The organism is Allonocardiopsis opalescens, assembly GCF_003002095.1.
GTDB lineage: Bacteria > Actinomycetota > Actinomycetes > Streptosporangiales > Streptosporangiaceae > Allonocardiopsis > Allonocardiopsis opalescens.
The window spans coordinates 240405-258860 of record NZ_PVZC01000006.1; the positions used below are offsets into that span (position 1 = coordinate 240405).

Here is an 18456-nt window from a genome sequence, read left to right on the forward strand (position 1 = left end):
GTCGGGGCGCTCGGGTGCGGTGCGCTCAGGCGCGCAGGCCGAGCCTGCGCAGCTGGAGTTCTGCCAGCCGCCGGATCACCTCGGGGTCGCCGTCGCGCCAGGCGCCCGCCGGGTCGTCGCTGACCTTCCTGAGCTGGCGCAGCGGCCGCTCGGTGAGCGCGCGCAGCGCCAGCAGCTCCACGCCGTCGCGGCGCAGGCCGTGCGCGGCCGACGCCTTCCTGATCCACAGCACCCGCAGCGGCAGCCACACCGCGAGCACCAGCAGGATGGGCAGCAGCGCGGTGGTCAGCCCCAGCGCCAGCGCCACGTCCGCGACGGTGTCCTGGAACTGCCGCCCGGCCTCGGCGACCGAGCCGCCCGCCTCGCCCGCGCCGGTGAAGGGCGCGCTCAGGGACTCCCCCGCGAACGGGATCTCGGCCGCTCCGGCGGCGGCGTCGTTCATCATCGCGGAGAAGTCGCCGCCGGCCGCCTCCAGGGTGCGCCCGGGCTCGGCCAGGCGCAGCACGATCCGGTGCATCTCGGTCCCGGCCCAGGCCCAGGCGGCGATCCAGGCGACGGCGAGCGCGTCGGCGAGGAACTGGGCGGCGAAGCGGCCGCCGCTTTCGGCATAGAGCTTCATCGGGCCTCCGGGGGGTGAGGGTCGCTGACTCTTTGCCCCGGAACGCCCGCGCTCATCCCCGTGCGGACGGGTGGACCCCGGCCGCTCAGGGCACCGGTTCGGCCCCGGTCTCCTCGGCGCCGTCGGGCGCGGCGCGCCTCCGCGCCAGCACCATGGCGGTGGCCCCGCCGACGACCAGGGTGGCGGCCAGCGCGATCAGCCCGGCCACCTCCACCCCGGTGACCGAAAGCTCCCCGGCGGGCTCGGCGGGCGCGGCGGCGGGCGGCGGCGAGGAGGGCGGCGCGGGCTCCCGGCTGGACGGGGCCGGGCTCGGCGCGGGTACGGCGGGCTCGGGCGGGGCCGTGGTGGCGGGGGCGTCGGCGGCGGCCGGCGCCGGCTCGCCGCAGTCGACGGCGACCTCGCCCAGCACCAGCCGCAGGATCGGGGCGCTGCCCAGCAGCTCGCCCGCGCCGTCGTAGGCGCGCCCGGCGAGGGTGATGTCGATGAGCGCCCGCGCGGTGGCGCCGGCCGTCTCGCGCACCTCGCGCACCTGCGCCTCGAACTCCACCGTGGCGGTGGCGCGGCCCGCGCGGGGCAGCACCGGCACTTCGGCGGGCAGCTCCCAGTACGCGGTGTCGCCGACCTCGACCGCCTGCCCGAAGACGCTGATGTGCTCGGCGGAAACCTCCGCCTCGGCGGTGCGGACGCCGGGCAGCACGCCCTCCTGCCCGGGGGGCTCGCCGCCCCGGCACGCGGCCATGGACCGCAGGCCCTCCACCCGGATGCTGCGCGGTTCGGCGGGCACGGCGGTGTCGGTGCCGCCCGCGCCCACCAGGCCGCGCACCAGCTCCGACGGCGCCTCGGCCGCGGCGCCGAACACCTCGCCCAGCCGCAGTTCGAGGAGCTCGGCGCCGGTGCGCGCGGTGATGCGGGGCGGCTCGTCCTCGGGCCAGGAGATCGAGCCCTGCGCGGCGGTGGTGTCGGCGAAGCGGCCGATCGGCTCTGGGACGGAGGGGGCGGCGGCGCCGGGACCGCCCGCGGCGTGCTCGCCGGGGGCGGTGGCGGCCAGCTCGGCCAGGCTCGCGGTGCTCGGCGCGGTGGCGATGGCGCCCGCCGGGAACTCCAGGGTGACCGGGACGGCGCGGGCGGAGGGCTCGCCGGACGCGGGTGTGACCGCGGCGGCGAGCGGTGCCGGCAGCGCTGCCCCGGCGACCGCGAGCGCGACCGCGAGCGCGGCCCGCACGCCGCGTGAGCGGCGCGCGATGCGGTTCAGCGGGGAGAACGGCACCATCCACCTCGGGGTCGAACGGTCGGAGCGGCGGGACGGAGCCGTCCGGGAGGCGCCGGACCGCGAGCGCGGCAGCGGCGGTCGGTGTGACGGGTGGCCGCGTGACCCGTCGCCGTCGACGTGCCGGACGGCGCCGCGGGTCATCACGGAGGACGATCGGACCGTCACGCCACGTTGCGTGCGGCAGCCATAGTCTAACCGGACCGGTCCACGTCAAGCCCCGCACCGGCCAATAACGACCTGGTCGCGTTATCGCCGCTCGGAGGTGACGGCCATCCGTCCGACCGGTCCGGGAATATACCTGGTGGGGGTATTGTAGTGCGGAGGAGCCGGACCGAGGGAGCGAGCGAGTGGCGACGTACGGATACCACGACAACAAGCAGCAGCACCTCGCGCGGCTGCGGCGCGTCGAAGGCCAGATCCGCGGCCTGCAGCGCATGGTCGACGAGGACGCCTACTGCATCGACATCCTCACCCAGGTCTCCGCCGCCACCAAGGCCCTCCAGGCGGTCGCCCTCGGCCTGCTCGACGAGCACCTCAAGCACTGCGTCGCCGACGCCATGGCCGGCGGCGGCGCCGAGGCCGAGGCCAAGGTGCAGGAGGCGTCCGCCGCCATCGCCCGCCTGGTCAAATCCTGACGCCCGCGGTCCGGCGCGGCCCGGCCAGGGCCCAGGCCGCGCCCGCCAGCGCGCAGCCCGCCCCCGCCAGCTGCGCGTACAGGCCGGGTCCGAGGCGCCAGGCCGCGTAGGCCGGGGTGTACTCCAGGTCCGCCAGGTAGAGCAGTACGAGCAGCAGCACGAGCGCGCCCGGGACGAGCGCGTATCCGGTCAGCCTCGGGCGGCGCAGCGCCAGCGCCAGCACCGGGAAGGCCGCGAGCGCCGCCACCGCCGCCAACCCGGCGGCCCACTCCCCCGCCGACAGCGGCCACCCGCCGGCGGCCACCCACGCCATGCCCTCCGGCCGGTAGGCGTGCGCCTCGGCGTCGGCCAGCGGCAGGCCGGCCAGCGTCAGCACCGCCCCGGCCAGCACCAGGGCGGCACTCCCGCGCGCCCGCGACATCCCGTTCCGCACCACACGACACAGCCTAGGTGCCGCACATCCCGGGACGGCCGGAGGCGGGCTCATCGGCGCCGGGTTCAGCGAGCGGTGAGCTCCGGGTCCGCCGCGACGAGTGCGACGGCCCGCCTGACCGCGTCCAGCGCGCTCGCCCTCTCCGGAGCGGTCATCCGGGCCGGCCCATAGGTGACCACGGGGTCCAGGACCTGGTAGCCGACGAACTCCAGCATGCCGCGGTGGATGTGGAACAGGAACTCGGCCATCGGCCCGAAGGCGCCGCCGGGCCGGAACGACTCGCTGGACCCGCCGGTGGTGACCAGCAGCATCGCCCGCCTCCCGGCCAGCGCCGCCTCGTCGAACAGTCCGTGGTCCCCGCCGAAGACCCCACCCATCACGAAGACCCGGTCGACCCATCCCTTGAGGATGGCGGGCAGCGAGAACCACCACATCGGGAACGACAGCACGAGCAGGTCGGCGGCGAGCAGCCGATCGAGATGGGCTCTGACGGCCGCGTCGAGCGTCCCGTCCCCCGCCGCGCGGAGCTGCTCGGCCTGCGGCTTGAAGGGGCCGTCCAGCGGTCCGAACTCGTCGCGGTCGAGGACCGGGGCCCATCCCTCCGTGTAGAGGTCCAGCACGTCGACCCGGTACCCGGCGTCGCGCAGGGCCTGGGCGGCGGCGGCCATCTGGGCGGCGCTGAACGAGTGCGGCTCCAGGTGGGCGTGGACGATCAGAGCGGTGGGGGCGGTATCGGGGGTCGACATGGATCATATCGACATATCGCGATCCAACAATTAGAGAGTGGTGCCGATCACCTGCGCCACCTGCGCCAGCCGCTCTTCGTCGCGTCGGTAGTGGGTCCACTTGCCCACCCGGGTGGGGCGCACGAGGCCCGCCCGTTCGAGCGTGGCCAGGTAGCTGGAGACGGTCGACTGGGCGAGTCCGGACTTCGCCTGGATGTGGGTGACGCACACACCGACCGACTGCCGGTCCGCGATCGGCTCGTACGCGCCGAAGTGCGCGTCGGGGTCCTTCAGCCACCGCATGATCTGCAGACGGGCGGGGTTGCCGAGAGCCTTGAACACCTCGATCAGGTCATCCGGCCCCGGTGCTGCCGTCGCGGCCACCAGCCACCCCTCTCGCCAGGTTCCGACACATCACGATATCTCGATGCAGGGGCGGGGGGCCGCCGCGGCCGAGCGCCTCCGGCGTCGCATCCGCACCGCCCGGGACGGGTCAGCCCTTCCGGTGCCAGCGGCCGACGATGGCGGCGAGGACGCCGGTCAGCGGGCCGGCGACGGTGAACAGGGTGCCGGCGTAGGTGAGGGCCTGGCCCACGACCGTGCCGTCCGTGGCGCTGCCGTACCGCGCGCCGTACCAGCACAGCACGGCGGTGGCCAGCGCGAACGGGATCGCGGGCAGCACCAGCCACAGCCGGCGGCTCAGCGCCGCCAGCGCCGCCCAGAACACGGTGAGGGCGGACTGGGCCGACAGCAGGACCGGCTGGAGCGCGAGGAGCACGATGCCGCCCGCCGAGAGGTCGTCGGGCAGCGCCTCGGTGCTCGACACCGCCGCCGACGGCAGCAGCACGGAGGTCATCAGCAGCGCGGTGCCCAGGGCGGCCACCGCCGTGGCGACCACCGCGAGCAGCGCGGCCCAGGCACCGGGCGGCCGCCACCGGGGCGACCGGGGCGTCACGACCGCCGCGGCGGCTCCCAGCACGATGACCAGCGCGCCGAAGCCGTGCAGCACGAAGCCCGGGCCGAAGGCGGTGGTCTCGCCTCCGTTCACCACCTGGACCCACAGGAACGGGGCGTGGCCCAGCCACGGGAGGACGAGCAGCGGCAGCCCGCCGATCAGGGACCAGCCCGCGAAGCCGTCGCGGCGGGCGGTGTAGGCGAGCAGCGGACCGGTCAGGCAGAGCGCGAGCAGCGCCAGCACGGTGACGAGGTCGCCGCTGCCGCGCCCGAACGGCCCCCAGGCGGCCTGGTCCGGGTACTGCCCGCCCAGGTAGGGCAGGAACAGGCTCACCACCACCAGCACGACGCCGATCATCACCACGGCCGACCCGGGCGCGCGGAACACGCGGTGCGCCGCGGCGCCCGGCTGGGTGGGCACCGAGCCCGGCGGCACGCCGGTGGGCGGTCCGGGGTTCATGGCTCCTCCTCGCGTCGGCCGTCGCTGTGCTGATTCTTCCCGCAGCGGCGGAGCGCTCCGGCCCCGGGGGGCTGTCCGGCTGTGGCCGCGACGGCGCGCGGCGCCCGCCCGCCCGGCCGCTCACCCGGCCAGCAGGGCGGCCCTGGCCATCGCGGCGAGCATGGCGCGCATCTCCTCGCCGGGCAGGCCGCCGGCGCTGTGCGGGGTGGAGTTCAGCAGCCCGAGGGCGGCGTGGACGGCGGCGCGCAGCCGGGCCTCGCCGGCCTCGGGGCGCAGCCGGCTGAGCACGGCCACCCACTGCTCGACGTAGCGGCGCTGCAGCCGCCGGATCTGGCGGCGCTCGGGCTCGGGAACGTTGCCCAGCTCGCGGTCGTGCACCGTGATCAGGGCGGGGCGGCCGAGCGCGAAGGCGATGTGGCCGTCGATCAGCGCGGCGAGGGCCTGTTCCGGGCCCTCGGCGGCGGCCACCCGGCGCTCGCCCTCCGAGCGCAGCCGCTCGCTGATGTCCAGCAGCATCTGCGCCAGCACCGCCTCCTTGCCGCGGAAGTGGCGGTAGAGCGCGGGTCCGCTGACGCCGATGGCGCGGCCGATGTCGTCGATCGCCACGCCGTGGAAGCCGCGCTGGGCGAACAGGACGGCCGCCGCCTCCAGGATCTCGGTCCGCCGGCCGCGGCGCGCCGGCCCCTGGACCGGCACAGGGTCGCCCATGCGGGGATTGTAGACGAGCTGGTTAACAGGCACTAACATTCGCCTTGTTAGCGAGCGTTAACGAACGGGCAGGTCCACGCGATGAGCGCACCCACCCTCCCGCACCCTCCGCTCGACCCCGGGGGCGACCGGTTCGAGCGCAATGCCGAGTCGAACACCGCGCTCGCCGCCGAGCTGCGGGAGCGGCTGGCCGCGGCGGCGCTCGGCGGCCCCGAGCGGGCCAGGCGCCGCCACGTCGAGCGGGGCAAGCTGCTGCCCAGGCAGCGCGTCGACGCGCTGCTCGACCCCGGTTCGCCCTTCCTGGAGCTGTCGCCGCTGGCCGCGTACGGACTCTACGACGGCGAGGCGCCGGCCGCCGGGATCATCACGGGGGTCGGGCGGGTCGCCGGGCGCGAGTGCGTGGTGGTCGCCAACGACGCCACCGTGAAGGGCGGCACGTACTACCCGCTCACCGTCAAGAAGCACCTGCGGGCGCAGGAGGTGGCGCTGCACAACCGGCTGCCCTGCCTGTACCTGGTGGACTCCGGCGGCGCCTTCCTGCCCCGCCAGGACGAGGTCTTCCCCGACCGCGAGCACTTCGGCCGGATCTTCTACAACCAGGCGACGATGTCGGCGCGCGGCATCCCGCAGCTGTCGGCCGTGCTCGGCTCATGCACGGCCGGGGGCGCCTACGTGCCCGCGATGAGCGACGAGACCGTCATCGTGGCGAACCAGGGCACCATCTTCCTGGGCGGCCCGCCGCTGGTGAAGGCGGCGACGGGCGCCGTGGTCAGCCCCGAGGAGTTGGGCGGCGGCGCGCTGCACGCCCGCACCTCTGGGGTGGTCGACCACCTCGCCGACGACGACGCGCACGCGCTGCGCATCCTGCGCGAGATCGTGGCCACCCTCGGGCCGCGCCCGCAGGCGCCGTGGCCGGTGCGGGCGGCCGAGCCGCCGGCCGCCGACCCCGAGGAGCTGTACGGGATCGTGCCGGCCGACACCCGCACCCCCTACGACGTGCGCCAGGTGATCGCGCGGATCGTCGACGGCAGCCGCTTCACCGAGTTCAAGGCCGAGTACGGCGCCACCCTGGTCACCGGCTTCGCGCACGTCCACGGCCACCCGGTGGGGATCATCGCCAACAACGGCGTGCTGTTCGGGGAGTCGGCGCTCAAGGGCGCGCACTTCATCGAGCTGTGCGACCGCCGCTCGGTGCCGCTGGTCTTCCTGCAGAACATCTCCGGCTTCATGGTGGGCGCCGACTACGAGGCGGCCGGGATCGCCAAGCACGGCGCGAAGATGGTCACCGCAGTGGCCTGCGCGCGGGTGCCGAAGTTCACCGTGGTCATCGGCGGCTCCTTCGGCGCCGGGAACTACAGCATGTGCGGCCGGGCCTACTCCCCCCGCTTCCTGTGGATGTGGCCCAACGCCCGCATCTCGGTGATGGGCGGCGAGCAGGCGGCGTCGGTGCTGGCCACCGTGCGCCGCGACGGCGTCGAGGCGCGCGGCGAGGAGTGGTCGGCCGAGGACGAGGAGCGGTTCAAGGCGCCGATCCGGGAACAGTACGAGCAGCAGGGCAGCCCGTACTACTCCACCGCCCGGCTCTGGGACGACGGCGTCATCGACCCGCGCGACACCCGCACCGTGCTCGCCCTGGGCCTGGCCGCCGCCGCCAACGCCCCGCTCGACCCCGTCAACTACGGCGTCTTCCGGATGTGAGCCCCATGCCCGACACCCCATCCCCCTCCCGCCCAGGGGGGCGACCCCACATCCAGTATCCCGCGCCGAGGCGCGCCGGGGCGAGCCCCGATCGCGGGGCTGTGGACGGCGGCGCCGGCGCGCGCCGGCCTGTGGACGAATCGCGGGCGGGGGCGGCCGCGGCCCCGGTGCGGGTGTATGGTGCCCGGCCCGCCGTCGGCCGGCCGGGCGCGCCGGGGGCCGACGGGCCGCGCGCCGCCGCCCGCAGCGCTGGACGGGAGGTCCGGGCGTGAGCTCTTTCCCCTTCGACACGGTGCTGGTCGCCAACCGGGGCGAGATCGCGGTGCGAGTGATCCGCACCCTGCGCGCGCTGGGGCTGCGCTCCGTCGCCGTGTACAGCGCGGCCGACGCGCAGGCGCGCCATGTCCGCGAGGCGGACGCGGCCGTGGCGATCGGACCGGCCGCGGCGGCGCGCAGCTATCTGGACGCCGAGGCGATCCTGCGCGCGGCCGCCGCCTCGGGGGCGCAGGCGGTGCACCCGGGCTACGGCTTCCTGTCCGAGAACGCCGACTTCGCCCGCGCCTGCGCCAAGGACGGCCTGGTGTTCATCGGACCGCCGCCCGCCGCGATCGAGGCGATGGGCGACAAGGTGCGCGCCAAGCGCACCGCCGCCGGCGCCGGGGTGCCGGTGCTGCCCGGCTTCGCCGAGGAGCCGGGGCGGCCGCTGGACGGCGCCGCGCTGGCCGAGCGGGCCGCCGAGGTCGGCTACCCGCTGCTGGTGAAGCCCTCGGCCGGGGGCGGCGGCAAGGGCATGCAGGTCGTGCGCGGGCCCGGTGAGCTGGACGGGGCGGTCGCCACCGCCCGCCGCACCGCGCTGGCCGCCTTCGGCGACGCCACCCTGCTGGTCGAGCGGTACCTGGAGCGGCCCCGGCACATCGAGGTGCAGGTCTTCGCCGACGCGCACGGCGAGGTGGTGCACCTGGGCGAGCGGGAGTGCAGCCTCCAGCGGCGGCACCAGAAGATCATCGAGGAGGCGCCCTCACCGCTGCTGGACGCCGCCGCCCGCGCCGCGATGGGCGCGCACGCGGTGGCGGCCGCCCGCGCCTGCGGCTACGTCGGCGCGGGCACGGTGGAGTTCATCGTCCCCGGCGGCGGTGGCGCGGACGAGTACTTCTTCCTGGAGATGAACACCCGCCTCCAGGTCGAGCACCCCGTCACCGAGCTGGTCACCGGCCTGGACCTGGTCGAGCTGCAGCTGCGCGTCGCGGCCGGGGAGCCGCTGCCGCCCGGCCTGGCCGACCGCGCCCCGCACGGCCACGCCGTGGAGGCCCGCCTGTACGCCGAGGACCCCGACCGCGGCTTCCTGCCCTCGGGCGGTCCGGTGCTGCGCTGGCGCGAGCCGCACGCCCCGCACGTGCGCACCGACGCGGGCATCGACGAAGGCGCCCAGGTGACCAGCGACTACGACCCCATGCTGGCCAAGGTCGTCGCCTGGGGCTCCGACCGCGCCACCGCGCTGCGCCGGCTGGACGCCGCCCTGGCCGAGACGGTGCTGCTCGGCCTGGCCACCAACCTCGGCTTCCTGCGCTCCCTGCTGGCCGACCCCGACGTGCGCGCCGGCGCGCTCGACACCGGCCTGGTGGAGCGGCGGCTCGCCGGCACGCGGGCCCGCGGCCAGGACGCTGCCGCCGTGCCTGATGACGTGCTGCTGGCCGCCGCCCTCGAACGGCAGCTCGCGCTGGAGCCGCCGCCCGGCGCCGCCGACCGCTTCGCGGTCCCCGACGGCTGGCGCCTCGGCGCGCCGCACCCCACCCGGTGGCGCTTCCGGCTCGCCGACGGGCGGACCGCCGAGGTGGAGCTGACCGGCCGCGCCGCCGGCGCGAGCGCCGCCGTGCAGGGCGCCGGCCCGCGCCGCGCCGCCGCCCGCCACGAGGGTGACGAGCTGCTGGTCGAGGCCGACGGCGCCACCACCCGCTACGCCCGCGCCCACCACGGCTCCACCCTGTGGATCGGCCGCGACGGGCTGGCCTGGCCGCTGGCCGAGCAGGAGCCGCTGGAGCGCGCCGCCGGACCCGGCGCCGCCGCCGACGGCCGGCTGCGCAGCCCGATGCCCGGCACCGTGCTGGAGGTTCGCGCCCGGCCCGGCGAGCGCGTCGCCGCCGGGCAGGTCCTGGTCGTGGTGGAGGCGATGAAGATGGAGCACGCCGTCACCGCGCCGATCGGCGGCGTACTGGCCGAGGTGCACGCCGTGCCGGGGCGGCAGGTCGCCCTGGACGCCGTGCTGGCCCTGGTGGAGCCCGAGGAACCCGAGCCCGGACCGGCCGCGCCGGCCGGCCCAGCGGATCAGGAGTGAGCACCATGTCCGACGCACCCGGCTACGGCCTGGCCGACGAGCACGAGTCGCTGCGCCGCGCCGTGCGCGAGTTCGCCCGCGCCGAGGTGGCGCCGGTGATCGGCGACTACTACGAGCGCGCCGCCTTCCCCTACGACATCGTCGCCAAGATGGGCGCGATGGGCCTGTTCGGCCTGCCCTTCCCCGAGGAGTACGGCGGGATGGGCGGCGACTACTTCGCGCTCTGCCTGGCCCTGGAGGAGCTGGCGCGGGTCGACTCCTCGGTGGCGATCACCCTGGAGGCCGGGGTCTCGCTGGGCGCGATGCCGGTCTACCGCTTCGGCACCGAGGAGCAGCGCGGCCGCTGGCTGCCCGACCTGTGCGCCGGCACCCGGCTGGGGGCCTTCGGACTGACCGAGCCGGGCGGCGGCACCGACGCGGGCGCCACCCGCACCACGGCGCGGCTCGACGGCGGCCAGTGGGTGATCGACGGCACCAAGGTGTTCATCACCAACTCCGGCACCGACATCACTGCGCTGGTCACGGTGACCGCGGTGACCGGCCGCGGTCCCGAGGGCCGCCCGGAGATCTCGGCCATCGTGGTGCCCTCGGGCACCCCGGGCTTCACCGTCGGCCAGAAGTACTCCAAGGTCGGCTGGAGCGCCTCGGACACCAATGAACTGGTCTTCGCCGACTGCCGGGTGCCCGCGGACCACCTGCTCGGCGAGCGCGGCCGCGGCTACGCGCAGTTCCTGCGCACCCTGGACGAGGGCCGCGTCGCGATCGCCGCGCTGTCGGTGGGGCTGGCGCAGGGCTGCGTGGACGAGTGCCTGCGCTACTCCGCCGAGCGGACCGCCTTCGGCCGTGCCATCGGCGGCTACCAGGCCATCCAGTTCAAGATCGCCGATATGGAGGCGCGGGCGCACACCGCCCGGCTGGCCTACTACGACGCCGCCGCCCGGATGCTGGCCGGGCTGCCGTTCAAGAAGGAGGCGGCCATCGCCAAGCTGGTGGCCTCCAACGCGGCGATGGACAACGCCAGGGACGCCACCCAGGTCTTCGGCGGCTACGGCTTCATGAACGAGTTCCCGGTGGGGCGCTTCTACCGCGACGCCAAGATCCTGGAGATCGGCGAGGGAACCTCCGAGGTGCAGCGGATGCTGATCGCGCGGGAGCTGGGTGTGGGCCCCGAGGGCTCCCGCGCGTCCTGAGCGCTCCGTCGGCCGGGCCCGCCGGCGGGCGGGCCGCCGGACGGCGTCCGCCCGCCGCGGCGGGCGGACGGGTCAGCGCATCACGTGGGCGCTGCGGTTCACCGTCATGGCGTGCTGGACCAGGGTGATCAGCGCCGCCTTGGTGGACTCCCGGTTGCGGGCGTCGCACTGGATGATGGGGATGTGCTGGTCGAGGGTGAGCGCGTCCCTGACCTCGTCGACGGAGTGCGGGTACTGGTTGTCGAAGCCGTTCACCGCGATCACGAAGGGCAGCATGGCCTCTTCGAAGTAGTCGATCGCCGGGAAGCAGTCGGCCAGCCGGCGGGTGTCGACCAGCACCACCGCGCCGATCGCGCCCTTGACGAGGTCGTCCCACATGAACCAGAAGCGGTGCTGGCCGGGGGTGCCGAACAGGTAGAGGATCAGCTCGGCGTCGAGGGAGACCCGGCCGAAGTCCATCGCCACGGTGGTGGTGGTCTTGTCCGGGGTCTTGCCGAGGTCGTCCACGCCCGCGCTCGCGCTGGTCATCACGGCTTCGGTCGTCAGCGGCATGATCTCGGAGACCGACCCGACGAATGTGGTCTTGCCCACGCCGAAGCCGCCGGCAACGACGATCTTCACCGAAGTCATCGTGCCGCCCCCGGGATCGGGAGCATGGCTAGAGCTTGCGAAGTCCACTGAGCACCCTTTCGAGCAGGTTGAGGTCGGGGCGACCCTGGTCGAGCGCCGGCTGGCGGACCTGGACCAGGCGCCGGTCCGCCATGTCTCCGATGAGGACCCGGGCCACCCCCAGCGGGATGCGCAGCAGCGCCGAGACCTCGGCCACGGAGCGCCACTCACGGCACAGTTCGCTGATGGCGCGCCACTCGGGGGTCTGGGCCGGACCGGTCACCGGTGGTGCGTCCAAGGACGACACCAGGGTTTCCAGGGCGAGCTCCGAGGTGGGACGCGTCCGTCCGCCGGTGACGGCGTACGGGCGGACCAGCGAGCTCGGCGCCTCGCCCGCGTAGGGGTTCTCCTCGGGCCTGGCGCCGCGCTGCGACGCTCCGTCGCCCGGAGGCAGCGGGTCGAAGAGCGGATCATAGCCCGCGTTTCTGCCCTGCGTTGGCATGACGTACTCCTCGTCAAAGGCCCGGGTCGGGGAAGACGGTGAACCGTTCGCGTATGGGGGCGGGGGCGCCGACGGCTCGAAGGCCGCGGGCGGGAAGCGGGCAGAGTAACGGGACGGCCGTGAGTCTCCGCCGCTGCGCTGTGCCATCGGACGCCTCCTGGTGGGTGTGACCGTACCTAGCGTACGGAGGGCGTGAGCGCCCTGCCCGCACGATCGACCAGCAGGGTCATCTCGTAGGCCACCAGGCCCATGTCGCAGTCGGCCATGGCGAGGACGGCCAGGCACGAACCGTCGCTGATCGCCATGATCAGCAGCAGGCCGTGCTCCATCTCGACCACCGTCTGGTTGACGGCTCCGCCGTCGAAGACGCGGGCGGCGCCCTGGGTGAGGCTGGCCAGACCGGAGGCGATGGCGGCGAGCTGGTCGGCGCGGTCCTTGGGGAATCCGGTCGACGCCACCAGAGGAAGGCCGTCGGAGGAGACCACGATCGCGTGCGCGACACCGGGCACTCGCTCGGCGAAACTGGTGATCAGCCAGTTCAAGTCATTCAACGGCTGGCCCATCGCAGTACCTGTCCTTTGCGTCTCCGGCGGTCGAGCGGCTGCGACCACCAGGTGTCGGGATTTGTGACTCTATTCCGGTTCAATGTCTAAGGGTAGGGATACCGTTTGACGTTTCGTCGCGCCACCCCATCACTGAACCCTCTTGATGGGCGTGGTGATGTCGCCGTTGCCGGACTGCGGGCCGCGTCGGCCGCCACCGGGGCGCGGGCCCTCGCCCGGACCGCCCTGCTGGCCGGCCTCGGCGCGGCCCTGGCGCAGGCCCTGCTGGAAGCTGGCGATCCGGCTGCGGACGCGCTCGGCGGAGCGGGCGCTCAGCGAGGGCTGGACGGGCGCGACCGTGGGCGCGGCGCCGGGCACCAGGTTGGCCCGGGGCACCCGCTTGGGCAGGCCGGAGTCGGTGGTGCCGGAGCTGGTGGGCTTGGCGGCCACTCGCGCCTTCTCCCAGCCCTGGTCGGCAGGCGAGGGGCGCCAGGCCGGCGGGGGCTCCACCGGCTCCTGGGCCCGGGGACGGCGCTCGGGGCGGGCCGGCGGGGCGGCGGCGGGCGGCTCGGGGGCCGGTGCCTCCGGCCGCTCGGTCCGCTCGGGGCGGGTGAAGCCGCCGGTCTGCGGCCGGGAGAAGCCGCCCGTCTCGGTGGAGGCGGCCGGGTCGGCGGCCAGCGGCTGCCAGCCGCCGTCGGTGCTGTCGGCGGCCGGCTCGGGGCGCTGCGACATCACCGGCGGCTGCACGGTGCGGCGGCTGAACCAGTCGGACTCGATCGAGTCGAAGATCGGCAGCCGGTCGGAGCTGGAGTCGCGGGAGGACGGGGGCGGCGGCACGACGGTGGGGGGCGGCGCCTCCCACGCGTTGCGGCTGGGCTGGCGGGTGGAGCCGGCGGTGTGCCGGTACTCGGGGACCGCCGGGCGCTCGGGCTCGCGCAGAGGTTCGGGCTCGGGCTCGGGCCGCCAGGGCTCGGGGCTAGCGGCGGCCGGGGGCTCGACGGGCTCGGGCGGCTTGGGCGCCGCGAACTCGTCCTCCTCGGCGCGGCGCTGCGCGGCGGCCAGCTCCCAGGGCGCCGGGGTCTCCTGCTGCGCGCGCTCGTTCTCCATCCGGCGCAGCCAGGTGCCGGTGTCCTCGACCGGGGAGTCCCCGGTCTGCGGCTCGGCGGGCTGCGCGGCGTCGGGGCCGCCGAAGGCCGACGAGGGGCCGAAGGCGGAGAAGGGCTCGGCCGCGGGCTCGGCGGCCGGGGGCGGCGGGGTGTGGGCGGTGGGCAGGGCCGGGCGCTCGGCGCTGGGCAGCTCGCGCTCGGGCTGCCTGGCCGCCTGGCCGCCGTCGCGCCCGCGGGCGGTGGGGTCGGAGACGGGCGGGCTGGCGGCGAAGGCGGCGGTCGCCTCGGCGAAGGTGTCGGGGATGACCGAGGGCGGCTTGGAGCCGCTCTCGCGCTCCTGCACCAGCAGCTCTTCGGGGACCAGCACCAGCGCGCTGATGCCGCCGGTGGCGGAGCTGCGCAGCTGGACGTGGACGCGGTGGCGCTGGGCCAGGCGGCCGACCACGAACAGGCCCATGCGGCGGGAGACGGCGACGTCGATCTCGGGCGGGTTGGCCAGCCGCTCGTTGGCCTCCTCCAGCTCCTCGGCGGCCATGCCGATGCCCTCGTCGCTGACCTCCAGCATGCAGCCGCCGTTGGCGAGGGTGCGGCCGGACACCGCGACCCGGGTGTCGTGGGAGGAGAAGGCGGTGGCGTTCTCCACCAGCTCCGCGACCAGGTGCACGAGGTCGTTGACGACCCGGCCGGCCACGGCGAGGCCGGGCTGGGCGGTGACGTCGACGCGCTCGTACTGCTCGACCTCCGACAGCGAGGCGCGCAGCACGTCGATCAGCGAGATCGGGGTGTTCCAGCGGCGCGCGCTCTCGTGGCCGGACAAGACCAGCAGGTTCTCGTTGTTCCTGCGCATGCGGGTGGCGAGGTGGTCGAGCTTGAACAGGCTGCCCAGGCGGTCGGGGTCGTCCTCGCCCTGCTCCAGGCCGTCGATCAGCCGCAGCTGCCGCTCCACCAGGGTCTGGCTGCGGCGGGAGAGGTTCACGAACATCGCGTTGACGTTGCTGCGCAGCGCGGCCTCGTCGCCGGCCAGCCGGAGCGCCACCTGGTGGACCTCGTCGAAGGAGCGCGCCACCTCGCCGATCTCGTCGGTGGAGTGCACGTCGATCGGTTCGACGGAGGGGACCGAGGCGGCGTCGCCGCTGAGGCGCAGCTCCTGGATCTCGTCGGGCAGCCGCTTCTGGGCGACGTCGAGGGCGCCGGAGCGCAGCCGGCGCAGCGGGCGCACCATGGAGCGGGCCACGACGGTGGTGACGACCAGGACCAGGGCCAGCAGGCCGACGATGATCGCCGCCTCGACGGCCAGGCGGGCCTGCGCCTCGCCGCGCAGGGTCTGGGCGCGGTTGAAGATCTGGTCGCCCAGCTGGTCCTCGACGCTGTAGTACATGGCGCCGATCTCGGCCATGTCGGTGACCCACTGGCTGACGCCGGAGACGTCGGAGGCGCTGCGGAAGGGCTGGTCGTCGCGGACCAGGCCGAGGACGCGCTCGCGCACGGTGGCGGCGCGGTCCAGGGTGCCGCCGGTGACGGTGTCGTCGAACAGCTCGCGCTGGTCCAGGGAGGCGCTGGCGCGGAAGGCGACCAGCTCGCTGCCGTGCTGGGAGACCGCGTCGACGATCGAGTTGACCTCGTTGTTGCTCAGCTCGCCGGAGACGAGGCCGGCCAGCAGGATCGCGCCCTCGTGCCCCTGCTGCTCACGGGCGCGGGCCAGGGCGTTCAGCGCCCGGACGCTCTGCGCGATCTCGGAGTCGTTGGTGGTCTGCGCGATGTCCTCGGTGAGCGCCAGCACGCTGTCGATGACGTCGGAGTAGCGGTTGGTGGCCGGCAGCGCGGGCATCCGGGTGTCGACCGTGTAGGCGCGCAGCGCGGGCAGCTGGTTCAGCCAGCTGGTGACGGCCCGCATGTTCTGCCGGGTCAGCGCGGAGAACTCCGCGCCGTTGTCGGTCTCGGCGATCTGCACCTGGAGCTCGTTGGCCGCGGTCAGCACCTCGGTCTGCTGCGCGGTCAGCTCCTCGCGGACCCCGGCGTCGCGGTTCTGCGGGTTCGCTGAGGTGGAGACGTACTGGACGACCAGGTTGCGCTCCTGGGCCAGTTCGTCGGCGAGCCAGACCGAGGTGCGCCCGATCTCGGCGAGCTGCTGGACCCGGTCGTAGTTGTTGAAGTCGTTCAGCGAGGAGGACGCGCGAAGGCCCCCGAGCACGACCGCGACCAGGGTGGGGATGATGATCAGCGCCAGGAGTCTGGAGCGGACCCGCCAGTTCTGCAGCTTGAAACGCGACCAACCCGCCCGGTCCTGGGAGGAGGAGGCGGAGAAGCCCGGGAGCACGGCCGGGACGGGCGGCCGCTTGGCCGCCTCGTTCTGGCCGGTGGTCGATGGTGTGGGCACGGACCTTCGCAACCTCTCGTCTGAACGGGTCCGGAATCGCCAACGCTCTTCAAGCCACGGCCCGTGGGTCGCCGCGGTCTGATGTCGTTCGCTTCAGCACTCGATCGCTGCACGGTAGCGTAGCTCTCACAGCAGGGCGAAGCGTACCGAATCCGCCAAGCGGATCAAGGCGCGCGGAGTTTCCCAAATCACCCTACACACCATGGAGTGGCCAAACCCGCTGCGCTAGGCTTCCGTCGCCATCGGCAAAAGTCCTCGTCCGCAAGCGAATCGTCGCGGCGGACCCGACGGCGGCGGGCGATCCGGTGGCGTCGTGCGACACTTCGGACTCCGGTCGCCGCACCGGCCCGATCAGGTGCCGCCCGGCCGAAAAGCCGTATCGGGCCGTCCCCCCGGACGCTTCGGCCGGACCGCTCCGCTCCATCCAGCCGCATATCCCCTGACATCCCCCGAATTTCGTTTTTGAACGGGAGCGTTCGGTGAATCCCTACACCGTACCGATACCGATCGTCTCGATCCCGGCCGCGCGGTGCGCCGCCGTCCGCCGCGGCACCGGGGGGCGCGGATGAACCGGCGACTGGTCCGCGGGGCCTGCGGCGTGGCCGGCTTCCTGGTGCTCGCGGAGGTGGCGAGCCGGACCGGCCTGGTCGATCCCGACCACATCCCCCCGGTGAGCACCGTCCTGCTGCGCGCCGTGCAGCTCGCCGCCGACGTCGAGTTCCTGGGGCACGTCGGCACCACCCTCACCGCCTGGGCGCTCGGCCTGGCGGTGGCCATCGCGGTGGCGGTGCCGCTCGGCCTGCTGATCGGCTCGCTGCCGTGGGTGGACAAGGCCACGCAGCCGCTGGTGGAGTTCCTGCGGCCGATCCCCTCGGTCGCGCTGATCCCGCTGGCGATCATGCTGCTGCCCGACACCCTCCAGATGAAGACCTCGGTCATCGTCTACGCCTCGATGTGGCCGATCCTCATCAACACCGTCTACGCGCTGCGCGATGTGGACCCGGTGGCCAAGGAGACGCTGCGCAGCTTCGGCTTCAACCCCTTCGCGGTGCTGTGGCGGGTCTCGCTGCCGAGCGCGGCGCCGTTCATCGCCACCGGCGTGCGGGTGGCGGCGGCCACCGCGCTGGTGCTGACGGTGAGCGCGGAGATAATCGCCGGCCGCGGCGGCGGCATCGGCTTCTACACGATGCTGGTGCGCAGCGGCGGCATCAACACCGACCTGCTGCTCGGCGCGATCGTGTGGGCCGGGGTGATCGGAATTCTCATCAACTTCCTGCTGGTGCGGATGGAGCGACGTGTGTTCCGCTGGCACTCGGCACGCGCGGAGGTGGGCGCATGAGCACGAGTACGGCGACCCGGCCGGCGGCTCCGGCCGAGGACGGCGACCCGGCCGGGGGCGGCTCCCCCGGCGGGGCGGCCCGGGTGGGTCGCGCCGTCCTGGCGGTGCTGAGCCGGTCCTGGCTGGTGGTGCTGGTCCTGGTGGCGTGGGAGGCGGTGACGGTCGCCGTCGACGACCACTTCTTCCCGCCGCCGTCGCAGATCGCGGTCCGCATGTACGAGCTGTGGTTCTCCGGCCCGGCCTCGTCGGCCTTCCTCACCCAGGAGGCGCTGGACCACTTCGTGCCCGGAATCGGCAGGCTGCTGCTGGGCTGGGCGCTGGCCGCCGTGGTGGGGGTGGTGCTCGGCGTGGCGCTGGGCCGCAGCGAGCTGCTGCACGACCTGCTCGACCCGCTGCTCCAGTTCTTCCGGGCGATCCCGCCGCCCGCGCTGCTGCCGGTCTTCCTCATCCTGTTCAGCATCGGCCCGCGGATGCAGCTGGCCACGATCGTCTTCGGCATCATCTGGCCGATCCTGCTGAACACGATGGACGGCGCCAGGAGCGTGGACCGGCTGCACCTGGACACCGCGCGGGTCTTCGGCCTGTCGGCGCCGCGCCGCCTGGTCCGGATCATCCTGCCCTCGGCGGCGCCGAAGATCTTCGCCGGGCTGCGGATCAGCCTGGCGATGGCGCTCATCCTGATGGTCATCTCCGAGCTGGTCGGCGCCACCAACGGCATCGGCTACCTGATGCAGACCGCCCAGTTCGGCTTCGACTACCAGGCCGTCTGGGGCGCGGTCATCGTGCTGGGCGTGCTCGGCAACGTACTGAACCTCCTGTTCACGCTGGTCGAGCGGCAGGTGCTCGGCTGGCAGCACGGCGCCAGGCAGCTGAACTCCTGACGCGCCCGCGCGGGCCGGGGGGCGCCCCGGCCCGCACCTCCCCCGCTCCCCTGGCCCGCCCGCCCCTTCCCCGAAG

The 18456-nt window shown here is 74.5% G+C and carries 17 protein-coding genes; 6 read left to right on the forward strand and 11 right to left on the reverse strand.

Features of this window, described 5'->3' with window-relative positions; genetic code table 11:
* Nucleotides 1-25: 25 nt before the first annotated feature.
* Together CLV72_RS20680 and CLV72_RS20685 are read right to left on the reverse strand one after the other, a co-directional pair.
* On the reverse strand, nucleotides 26-619 hold the full coding sequence (locus CLV72_RS20680; protein WP_106248994.1) for a hypothetical protein: 594 nt from the start codon (nucleotides 617-619) through the stop codon (nucleotides 26-28).
* A gap of 85 nt (nucleotides 620-704) precedes the next feature.
* On the reverse strand, nucleotides 705-1889 hold the full coding sequence (locus CLV72_RS20685) for a hypothetical protein (protein ID WP_106248997.1): 1185 nt from the start codon (nucleotides 1887-1889) through the stop codon (nucleotides 705-707).
* Between the two features lie 347 nt (nucleotides 1890-2236).
* Between CLV72_RS20685 and CLV72_RS20690 the strand changes: the two genes are divergently transcribed.
* Nucleotides 2237-2524, forward strand: a complete 288-nt coding sequence (locus tag CLV72_RS20690) for a metal-sensitive transcriptional regulator (protein WP_106249000.1) — start codon at nucleotides 2237-2239, stop codon at nucleotides 2522-2524.
* Here CLV72_RS20690 and CLV72_RS20695 read toward each other — a convergent pair.
* The 5 genes from CLV72_RS20695 to CLV72_RS20715 all read right to left on the reverse strand — a co-directional run bounded on the left by CLV72_RS20695 (nucleotide 2514) and on the right by CLV72_RS20715 (nucleotide 5804).
* Nucleotides 2514-2960 (reverse strand): hypothetical protein, encoded by a 447-nt coding sequence (locus CLV72_RS20695; protein WP_146159506.1) that lies wholly within the window; start codon nucleotides 2958-2960, stop codon nucleotides 2514-2516. The two genes, CLV72_RS20690 and CLV72_RS20695, sit on opposite strands and share 11 nt — an antisense overlap.
* Before the next feature lie 62 nt (nucleotides 2961-3022).
* Complete coding sequence (locus CLV72_RS20700) at nucleotides 3023-3703, reverse strand: NAD(P)H-dependent oxidoreductase (protein WP_106249005.1); 681 nt, start codon at nucleotides 3701-3703, stop codon at nucleotides 3023-3025.
* Between the two features lie 30 nt (nucleotides 3704-3733).
* On the reverse strand, nucleotides 3734-4066 hold the full coding sequence (locus tag CLV72_RS20705; protein WP_245930333.1) for an ArsR/SmtB family transcription factor: 333 nt from the start codon (nucleotides 4064-4066) through the stop codon (nucleotides 3734-3736).
* Nucleotides 4067-4175: 109 nt separating this feature from the next.
* Nucleotides 4176-5096: a hypothetical protein gene (locus CLV72_RS20710; protein ID WP_106249008.1), complete on the reverse strand. Its 921-nt coding sequence runs from the start codon at nucleotides 5094-5096 to the stop codon at nucleotides 4176-4178.
* Between the two features lie 120 nt (nucleotides 5097-5216).
* Nucleotides 5217-5804: an SACE_7040 family transcriptional regulator gene (locus CLV72_RS20715; RefSeq protein WP_106249011.1), complete on the reverse strand. Its 588-nt coding sequence runs from the start codon at nucleotides 5802-5804 to the stop codon at nucleotides 5217-5219.
* 81 nt (nucleotides 5805-5885) lie between these two features.
* Between CLV72_RS20715 and CLV72_RS20720 the strand changes: the two genes are divergently transcribed.
* The 3 genes from CLV72_RS20720 (at nucleotide 5886) to CLV72_RS20730 (ending at nucleotide 11024) form a co-directional block, all read left to right on the forward strand.
* On the forward strand, nucleotides 5886-7502 hold the full coding sequence (locus tag CLV72_RS20720) for a carboxyl transferase domain-containing protein (RefSeq protein ID WP_106249014.1): 1617 nt from the start codon (nucleotides 5886-5888) through the stop codon (nucleotides 7500-7502).
* Between the two features lie 268 nt (nucleotides 7503-7770).
* Nucleotides 7771-9834 (forward strand): acetyl/propionyl/methylcrotonyl-CoA carboxylase subunit alpha, encoded by a 2064-nt coding sequence (locus CLV72_RS20725; RefSeq protein WP_106249016.1) that lies wholly within the window; start codon nucleotides 7771-7773, stop codon nucleotides 9832-9834.
* A gap of 5 nt (nucleotides 9835-9839) precedes the next feature.
* Nucleotides 9840-11024: an acyl-CoA dehydrogenase family protein gene (locus tag CLV72_RS20730; protein ID WP_106249596.1), complete on the forward strand. Its 1185-nt coding sequence runs from the start codon at nucleotides 9840-9842 to the stop codon at nucleotides 11022-11024.
* Between the two features lie 72 nt (nucleotides 11025-11096).
* On the opposite strand, the gene CLV72_RS20735 is transcribed toward CLV72_RS20730, so the two are convergent.
* The 4 genes from CLV72_RS20735 to CLV72_RS20750 all read right to left on the reverse strand — a co-directional run bounded on the left by CLV72_RS20735 (nucleotide 11097) and on the right by CLV72_RS20750 (nucleotide 16160).
* Nucleotides 11097-11654 (reverse strand): GTP-binding protein, encoded by a 558-nt coding sequence (locus CLV72_RS20735; protein ID WP_106249018.1) that lies wholly within the window; start codon nucleotides 11652-11654, stop codon nucleotides 11097-11099.
* A gap of 28 nt (nucleotides 11655-11682) precedes the next feature.
* Complete coding sequence (locus tag CLV72_RS20740; protein WP_106249020.1) at nucleotides 11683-12135, reverse strand: DUF742 domain-containing protein; 453 nt, start codon at nucleotides 12133-12135, stop codon at nucleotides 11683-11685.
* A 176-nt stretch (nucleotides 12136-12311) separates the two neighbouring features.
* The gene (locus CLV72_RS20745) at nucleotides 12312-12698 is read right to left on the reverse strand and encodes a roadblock/LC7 domain-containing protein (RefSeq protein WP_106249023.1); all 387 of its coding nucleotides are present in this window, start codon (nucleotides 12696-12698) and stop codon (nucleotides 12312-12314) included.
* Nucleotides 12699-12827: 129 nt separating this feature from the next.
* On the reverse strand, nucleotides 12828-16160 hold the full coding sequence (locus CLV72_RS20750; RefSeq protein ID WP_170141054.1) for a sensor histidine kinase: 3333 nt from the start codon (nucleotides 16158-16160) through the stop codon (nucleotides 12828-12830).
* A gap of 565 nt (nucleotides 16161-16725) precedes the next feature.
* Between CLV72_RS20750 and CLV72_RS20755 the strand changes: the two genes are divergently transcribed.
* Together CLV72_RS20755 and CLV72_RS20760 are read left to right on the forward strand one after the other, a co-directional pair.
* Entirely contained in the window at nucleotides 16726-17499 is a 774-nt protein-coding gene (locus CLV72_RS20755; protein WP_106249027.1) for an ABC transporter permease, read from the forward strand.
* Nucleotides 17496-18380, forward strand: a complete 885-nt coding sequence (locus CLV72_RS20760; protein ID WP_106249029.1) for an ABC transporter permease — start codon at nucleotides 17496-17498, stop codon at nucleotides 18378-18380. The genes CLV72_RS20755 and CLV72_RS20760 overlap by 4 nt, the downstream gene beginning before the upstream one ends.
* Nucleotides 18381-18456 lie beyond the last annotated feature (76 nt).